Source organism: Streptomyces acidicola (assembly GCF_009377235.1).
Lineage (GTDB): Bacteria > Actinomycetota > Actinomycetes > Streptomycetales > Streptomycetaceae > Streptomyces > Streptomyces acidicola.
On sequence record NZ_VMNX01000344.1, the window covers coordinates 1 to 7511 of the forward strand.

Here is a 7511-nt window from a genome sequence, read left to right on the forward strand (position 1 = left end):
GCCCGGGGCCACCCACACCCCGCGCCCACCCGCGTCCGCGCACAAAAAAGATCGCGCTGGACCCGGCGGAGTCCAGCGCGATCAACGACGCACCCTATGTTGCTTGTCTTGAGAGCACGGCCCGCCTAGAACATCCTGGGCGGTGCCGGAGAGCTTGGGCGTGGGCCCTGTTGGGGCAGGAACCCGCGTCGCTTGGAGCTGTGGGTCGGACGGCTCGGCATGTTGGGGGTGCCTGCCGATTCGCCCGGTTATGCGATTGTTCAGGCCTCGCTGCGCTGCTGCGGAATACCCGCGAGCAGTGCGCGGACCTCAGCCTCGCGGTAGCGGCGGTGCCCGCCGAGCGTACGGATGGACGTGAGCTTGCCGGCTTTCGCCCACCGCGTGACCGTCTTCGGGTCCACGCGGAACATGGTGGCGACCTCAGCCGGGGTCAGCAGCGGCTCGGCATCAGGGGTGCGAGCGGTCATGAGCGGCCTCCTCGGGAGAACCGAACCTTCTCGGTTCTTTCCTCTAAATTCTGCACCTTGACCCGCGTTGCCCGAAATGGCGGACGCGAGTCGAGTCGGTTATAGGACGAACGGCTTGTCCTCGGCACTACAACTACACCATCTGTCCAGCCGTGTCGGCCAAACCGATGGAATTGCCCCCCCAGGCGTTCATCACCGACGGAAGCCGATGGACCATGCCATAGCGGACAGTCACGCCACTGTGACGATCAGTCACACCAGCGATCAGGAGTCACCAGACCCCCCATAGCGTGCAATGCTGAGATTCCACCCATACTTGGGCAGAAGAAGTCTCCCCCGGACTCCTTGTCCTATTTTGGCATGAGGAGGGGCGTAAGAGGCAAGACCCTTGTTAGTGCAGTCCGTCACCCTTAACGGCTACTTGACGCAAAAAGACCGGATCAGGGCCCATACGCCCCCCGTCACCCCCCAACGCACGCTTCGGTGCGTCAAGCCTGGGCCAAGGGTCGATAGTTCACCATGACATCACAGATCACGGAAAGCTCGTTCCATCACAGATGACCAACTGTGTTTCGCGAGCCGCCAGTTCACCGCCGTACGACCCGCCACGCGCCCGCCGGACCGGCCCCTCTGCACCTGCGGGCAGCGGGCCTCAGTTCGCCGACCGAATGCCCCGTACGGCCCGCCAGCGCTCCACCAGACGCCCGTACGCCTCCCCGGCGGCCCCCTCGTCCCCGGTGCGCAGCGCCTCGATGCCCTCGGCGACGTCCGCCGCCGAGTGATCCCCGTCGAGCTGGTCGGCGGGCAGGACGTGCACCAGGCCGCCGTAGTCCAGCTCGACCAGCGAGCGCGGGTGGAACTCCTCCAGCCAGCGCCCCACGTCCACCAGGCCGTCGATCAGCGGCCCCTCGTCGATCATGTCCCGCATCGCCCGCAGCCCCCGGGCCACCCGCCGCCGCGCCTGCACCATCGGCGTCCGGTACCGCAGCGCCGGCGGGACCTCGTCCGACCCCTTGTCGTAGCGCCGCTCCTCGTCCCCCACGAGCACGAACCAGTTCAGCGGCACATGCCAGGTCGAGGTGCGGATCCACGGCCGGGCGTCGGGGTGGCCGGCCATCCAGCGCTCGTAGTCCTGGGCGGCCTGGCGGCGCACGACCGGCGGCAGCACCGCGTCCAGGACCGGCGTGGGCAGTTCCTCGGCAAGATCGCCGAGCGCCTGCCAGCCGCGCAGCCTGGTACGCCAGGGGCAGACGCAGAGCACACCCTCGACCTCCAGCACGAACGCGTCGCTGCTCTCGTGCACCGGCACCGGAATCGGCGGGGTGGGCAGCAGATCGGCCAGCGAGCGGCGCAGTTCGTCCTGGTAGGAGGGGCGGTCCGGCCGACGCGCGTAGCGCGCCCAGTGGGTGCGCTCGGGCTCCGGAAAAGCGGCCAGCGGTTCGTACACGCGCAGGTACGACGTGTACGGAACGACCACCGAGGACACCTTGGGCACGCCTGCTCCCTCCCCATGGGACCCGACACGAAACCCTGTCGTTTCCCGCGCGCGGGCCGCGGGGAAACACTGCAAATCGTCCCACGCACGTGTGCGAACGTACTCCTGGGGAGGGTGATCCTGAACACTGCTGAGCACGGCGCGGATGACGAGCGGGCACAGGCTCTACCCTCATGCCACGGGCCCCGCCACCCGTACGGGAGCCCGTCCCGACACCGCCGCACTCAGCCTGGAGTCACCACCGTGACCGACGTAACCGGCGCGCCTGCTGATGTACTGCACACCCTGTTCCACTCGGACCAGGGGGGCCATGAGCAGGTCGTGCTCTGCCAGGACCGCGCGAGCGGCCTCAAGGCCGTCATCGCCATCCACTCCACCGCCCTGGGCCCCGCCCTCGGCGGCACCCGCTTCTACCCGTACAGGACCGAGGCCGAGGCCGTCGCCGACGCTCTGAACCTCGCTCGTGGGATGTCGTACAAGAACGCCATGGCCGGTCTCGACCACGGCGGGGGCAAGGCCGTGATCATCGGCGACCCCGAGAAGATCAAGACGGAAGAGCTGCTGCTGGCGTACGGGCGGTTCGTGGCCTCACTGGGCGGGCGGTACGTGACGGCCTGCGACGTCGGGACGTACGTGGCCGACATGGACGTCGTGGCACGTGAGTGCCGCTGGACGACCGGCCGCTCCCCCGAGAAGGGCGGCGCCGGCGACTCGTCCGTGCTGACCGCCTTCGGCGTCTACCAGGGGATGCGGGCCTCGGCCCAGCGCCTGTGGGGCGACCCCTCGCTGCGCGACCGTACGGTCGGCATCGCGGGCGTGGGCAAGGTCGGGCACCACCTGGTGGAGCACCTGCTGGCCGAGGGCGCCGAGGTCGTGATCACCGACGTACGCGAGGAGGCCGTGCGCCGGATCACCGAGCGCCACCCCGGCGTCCGGGCCGTCGCCGACACAGAAGCGCTGATCCGCGTCGAGGGCCTGGACATCTACGCCCCCTGCGCGCTCGGCGGCGCCCTGAACGACGACTCCGTGCCCGTCCTCACCGCCAAGGTGGTCTGCGGCGCCGCGAACAACCAGCTCGCGCACCCGGGCGTCGAGAAGGACCTCGCCGACCGCGGGATCCTCTACGCGCCGGACTACGTGGTGAACGCCGGCGGGGTCATCCAGGTGGCCGACGAGCTCCACGGGTTCGACTTCGAGCGGTGCAAGGCGAAGGCCACGAAGATCTACGACACCACGCTGGAAATCTTCGCACGTGCGAATGAGGACGGCATTCCTCCGGCCGCCGCGGCCGACCGGATCGCCGAGCAGCGGATGCACGAGGCGTCGCCGGCACACGGTCACGGACGCTGAGGTTCCGTGGGGCGCCCGCGAGGGTGCCCCACGAGTTCGGCCGGTACCTGCCCGGGGTCAGTTGGAGAGAACTCTCACGTTCGTCGGCGGGTCGTTCGCCAAGAAGTGGTTAAAATCGCCACTGACCAGCGAGGACGGGGCGCCTCGAAGGCCCTGGGCACACGCGCGCAGTGCGGGCGACGTACCGTATGGGCGCGGGCTCAGGTACCGTGGAAGCCCTAGGGGCGGTCTCTCTGCGGAGAGCCCGTTCTGGATTATGAACGCGTCAAGACTCTGGGGCCGTCGAGCCCCGTCACCGAGGGGGTCGAGCCATGGGGCGCGGCCGGGCCAAGGCCAAGCAGACGAAGGTCGCCCGCCAGCTGAAGTACAACAGCGGCGGGACTGACCTGTCGCGTCTGGCCAGCGAGCTGGGCGCATCGACTTCGAGCCAGCCGCCGAACGGCGAGCCGTTCGAGGACGACGAAGACGATGACCCGTACGCCCAGTACGCGGATCTGTACAACGACGACAAGGACGATGAGGACGACGAGTCCGGTCCCTCGTCACAGCGCCGCGGCGCTTGACGATCCAGTCGCGCCTGCCCCGGTCCGGAGCGTTACATCGCTGCCGGACCGGGTTTTGCGCTGTCACCGCGGAAATCACGCGTCGGCGCTCTTAGCTTGAATACGTGCCGACCAGAGCCGCGCCCGTCGTGTGCTCACCGCGGTCGGTGATCTCACCCGCGATCCATGCGTCGACCCCACGGTCGGCGAGGGTCGCCAGCGCGACGTCAGCCGATTCCTGAGGCACGATCGCGATCATGCCGACGCCCATGTTCAGGGTCTTCTCCAGCTCCAGTCGCTCGACGTCGCCGGTGCGGCCGACGAGGTCGAACACAGGGGCCGGCGTCCAGGTGGAGCGGTCGACGACCGCGTGCAGGCCGTCGGGGATGACACGGGCGAGGTTGGCCGCGAGTCCGCCACCGGTGACATGGCTGAAGGCGTGCACCTCGGTGGCGCGCATCAGCGCCAGGCAGTCCAGCGAGTAGATCCTGGTCGGCTCCAGCAGCTCCTCGCCGAGCGTGCGGCCGAGCTCGTCGATCGTCGCGTCCAGGGACAGGCCCGCCTGGTTCAGCAGGACGTGCCGGACCAGCGAGTACCCGTTGGAGTGAAGCCCGGAGGACGCCATCGCGACGACCGCGTCCCCCGTACGGATACGATCCGCGCCGAGCAGTCGGTCGGCCTCCACGACGCCCGTACCGGCGCCGGCGACGTCGAAGTCGTCCGGCCCCAGCAGACCGGGGTGCTCGGCCGTCTCGCCGCCCACCAGGGCGCACCCGGCGAGCACGCAGCCCTCCGCGATGCCCTTGACGATGGCCGCCACCCGCTCGGGGTGGACCTTGCCGACGCAGATGTAGTCGGTCATGAACAGCGGCTCGGCCCCGCACACCACGATGTCGTCCATGACCATGGCGACCAGGTCGTGGCCGATCGTGTCGTACACGCCGAGCTGACGGGCGACGTCCACCTTCGTGCCGACGCCGTCCGTGGCGGAGGCGAGCAGGGGACGCTCGTAGTTCTTGAGGGCGGAGGCGTCGAAGAGTCCGGCGAAGCCGCCGAGGCCACCGAGCACCTCGGGGCGTCGGGTCTTCTTCACCCACTCCTTCATCAGCTCGACGGCGCGGTCGCCCGCCTCGATGTCGACGCCCGCGGCTGCGTAGCTGGCACCGGTCTCAGACATGGCAAAGGGCACTTTCGTGTCGTACGGCAGGGATCACGGGCTCTTACGGACGGCGGATCGCGTCGGCGGCGGCCGTGGCGGCGGGCCCGGCGGCCAGCTCGGTCTCCAGGAGCTGCTTGCCGAGCAGCTCGGGGTCCGGGAGCTCCATCGGGTACTCGCCGTCGAAGCAGGCGCGACACAGGTTCGGCTTGGCGATGGTGGTCGCCTCGATCATGCCGTCGATGGAGATGTACGACAGCGAGTCGGCGCCCAGCGAGGTGCCGATCTCCTCGATCGTCATGCCGTTGGCGATGAGTTCGGCGCGGGTGGCGAAGTCGATGCCGAAGAAGCAGGGCCACTTCACGGGCGGGGACGAGATCCGGATGTGGACCTCGGCTGCGCCGGCCTCGCGGAGCATGCGCACCAGTGCGCGCTGCGTGTTGCCGCGCACGATCGAGTCGTCGACGACGACCAGGCGCTTGCCCTTGATGACTTCCTTCAGGGGGTTCAGCTTCAGCCGGATGCCGAGCTGACGGATCGTCTGGGAGGGCTGGATGAACGTACGCCCGACGTACGCGTTCTTGACCAGACCGGCGCCGAAGGGGATGCCGGAGGCCTCCGCGTAACCGATGGCGGCCGGGGTGCCGGACTCCGGGGTCGCTATCACCAGGTCGGCCTCGGCAGGGGCCTCCTTGGCGAGCTTGCGGCCCATCTCGACGCGGCTCAGGTAGACGTTCCGGCCGGCGATGTCGGTGTCCGGGCGGGCCAGGTACACGTACTCGAAAACGCAGCCCTTGGGCTTCGCTTCCGCGAATCGGGAGGTGCGCAGACCGTTCTCGTCGATGGCGACGAACTCGCCCGGCTCTATCTCGCGGACGAAGCTGGCACCGCAGATGTCGAGGGCGGCGGACTCGGAGGCGACCACCCAGCCGCGCTCCAGACGGCCGAGGACCAGCGGGCGGATGCCCTGCGGGTCGCGGGCCGCGTAGAGGGTGTGCTCGTCCATGAAGACGAGCGAGAAGGCGCCCTTGACCTGCGGGAGGACCGTGGCGGCGGCCTCCTCGACGGTCAGCGGCTCACCCTCCTCACCGGTCTGGCCGGCGAGGAGCGCCGTGATGAGGTCGGTGTCGTTGGTGGCCGCCACCCGGGTGGACCGGCCTTCCTGCTTGGGCAGGTCGGCGGCCATCTCGGCGAGCTGCGCCGTGTTGACCAGGTTGCCGTTGTGGCCGAGCGCGATGGAGCCGTGCGCGGTGGCCCGGAACGTCGGCTGGGCGTTCTCCCACACGGAGGCGCCAGTCGTCGAGTAGCGGGCGTGACCCACCGCGATGTGCCCCTGGAGCGCACCGAGTGAGGTCTCGTCGAAGACCTGCGAGACGAGGCCCATGTCCTTGAAGACGAGGATCTGGCGGCCGTTGCTGACCGCGATTCCCGCGGATTCCTGGCCCCGATGCTGGAGGGCGTAGAGCCCGAAGTACGTGAGCTTTGCGACCTCTTCACCCGGAGCCCAGACACCGAAGACGCCACACGCGTCCTGGGGGCCTTTCTCGCCGGGGAGCAGATCGTGATTGAGTCGACCGTCACCACGTGGCACGGCACCGAGTGTAGGCGAGATCGCGCACTGGTCCGAATCCCGTGATCTCGGTTCATGCCGGTAAGGCGACCCTGACCCACGTACGTCACTTACTGGCGACCGCGCTGATGCCCTCGCCGTTTTCGCTGGTCAACGTGATGGTTCGATGATCGATTTCGTAGCTGACCTCGCTCTTGAAGAGTTCGAGAAGCGTCCGCTCGGTGTCCATGAGTGAGCCGTCGCACATCCTGCGGGTGGTGCCGGGGGTGCCGAGGGTGAGCTGACCATCGCGTACGGTCGCGTCGGCCGACACACGGTTGCAGCCCAGGATGCCGGAGAGCCTGCCCTCCTTCTTGTCGAAGGTGAACCAGGCCTTGTCGGCCGAGTCGGACGGCAGAGACCGGGCCGTGCCGTCCTTGACGAGTGAAGTGACCTTCCACGTCGTGCCGTACAGCTGGGCGGGCGCCTCCTCGCTGAGGACGACCTTGTCGCCGGAGTCGGAGGTGAGCGTCAGCTTTCCGTCGCTCGTCTCGGCCTTCAGCGGCCCGTCGCCGAGGGTGCTGCGGAGGGACTCCTCGAACGACATCGGGACGTCGTCGCAGGCCATGTCGGTGGACCGGGCGTTGCCGAACCTGATGCTGTCGCCGTCGACGGTCGCGGTCGTACCGAAGCCGTTGCAGCCGTAGTTGCCGTCGACCTCGCCATCCTTGGTGATCTTCACATACGCGCTGTCTGGGGCCTGCTCGCTCTTCCCGTCCAGGGTGAGGCTGTCGACGCTCCAGCGGACACCGGCGACGGACGCCGCGGAGCCGGGCTTCGAGCCGACGGAACTGCTGCCCGACTCGCCGCCGCAGGCCGCGACGAGCGGAAGCAGAATCAGGGCGCTGAGGGTCAGTCGCTGCATGTTCATGACGCTGGGACGGGTGGGGTG

The 7511-nt window shown here is 68.8% G+C and carries 7 protein-coding genes; 2 read left to right on the top strand and 5 right to left on the bottom strand.

Features of this window, described 5'->3' with window-relative positions; all coding sequences use genetic code 11:
* Positions 1-260 precede the first annotated feature (260 nt).
* Together bldC and FPZ41_RS42975 are read right to left on the bottom strand one after the other, a co-directional pair.
* Positions 261-467, bottom strand: a complete 207-nt coding sequence (gene bldC / locus FPZ41_RS42970) for a developmental transcriptional regulator BldC (RefSeq protein ID WP_003949541.1) — start codon at positions 465-467, stop codon at positions 261-263.
* Positions 468-1119: 652 nt separating this feature from the next.
* The gene (locus tag FPZ41_RS42975) at positions 1120-1962 is read right to left on the bottom strand and encodes a hypothetical protein (protein ID WP_322621465.1); all 843 of its coding nucleotides are present in this window, start codon (positions 1960-1962) and stop codon (positions 1120-1122) included.
* A 243-nt stretch (positions 1963-2205) separates the two neighbouring features.
* Here FPZ41_RS42975 and FPZ41_RS42980 point away from each other — a divergent pair, with 243 nt between their 5' ends.
* Both FPZ41_RS42980 and FPZ41_RS42985 read left to right on the top strand, forming a co-directional pair.
* The gene (locus FPZ41_RS42980; protein ID WP_322621466.1) at positions 2206-3312 is read left to right on the top strand and encodes a Leu/Phe/Val dehydrogenase; all 1107 of its coding nucleotides are present in this window, start codon (positions 2206-2208) and stop codon (positions 3310-3312) included.
* A 311-nt stretch (positions 3313-3623) separates the two neighbouring features.
* Entirely contained in the window at positions 3624-3875 is a 252-nt protein-coding gene (locus FPZ41_RS42985; RefSeq protein WP_152869915.1) for a DUF3073 domain-containing protein, read from the top strand.
* A 91-nt stretch (positions 3876-3966) separates the two neighbouring features.
* Here the strand turns inward: FPZ41_RS42985 and purM are convergent, their stop codons facing one another.
* The 3 genes from purM to FPZ41_RS43000 all read right to left on the bottom strand — a co-directional run bounded on the left by purM (position 3967) and on the right by FPZ41_RS43000 (position 7490).
* Positions 3967-5031, bottom strand: a complete 1065-nt coding sequence (gene purM / locus FPZ41_RS42990) for a phosphoribosylformylglycinamidine cyclo-ligase (RefSeq protein WP_152869917.1) — start codon at positions 5029-5031, stop codon at positions 3967-3969.
* Positions 5032-5074: 43 nt separating this feature from the next.
* Complete coding sequence (purF, locus tag FPZ41_RS42995) at positions 5075-6601, bottom strand: amidophosphoribosyltransferase (protein WP_322621467.1); 1527 nt, start codon at positions 6599-6601, stop codon at positions 5075-5077.
* Positions 6602-6686: 85 nt separating this feature from the next.
* Positions 6687-7490 carry an META domain-containing protein gene (locus tag FPZ41_RS43000; RefSeq protein ID WP_152869919.1) on the bottom strand — a complete coding sequence of 268 codons (804 nt, stop codon included), beginning with the start codon at positions 7488-7490 and terminating at the stop codon, positions 6687-6689.
* Positions 7491-7511: the final 21 nt, after the last annotated feature.

Bases quoted from the DNA above. Each gene is read 5' to 3' on its own strand.
- FPZ41_RS43000 (WP_152869919.1), bottom strand. From the start codon at position 7,490: ATGAACATGCAGCGACTGACCCTCAGCGCCCTGATTCTGCTTCCGCTC.
- bldC (WP_003949541.1), bottom strand. From the start codon at position 467: ATGACCGCTCGCACCCCTGATGCCGAGCCGCTGCTGACCCCGGCTGAG.
- purM (WP_152869917.1), bottom strand. From the start codon at position 5,031: ATGTCTGAGACCGGTGCCAGCTACGCAGCCGCGGGCGTCGACATCGAG.
- FPZ41_RS42985 (WP_152869915.1), top strand. From the start codon at position 3,624: ATGGGGCGCGGCCGGGCCAAGGCCAAGCAGACGAAGGTCGCCCGCCAG.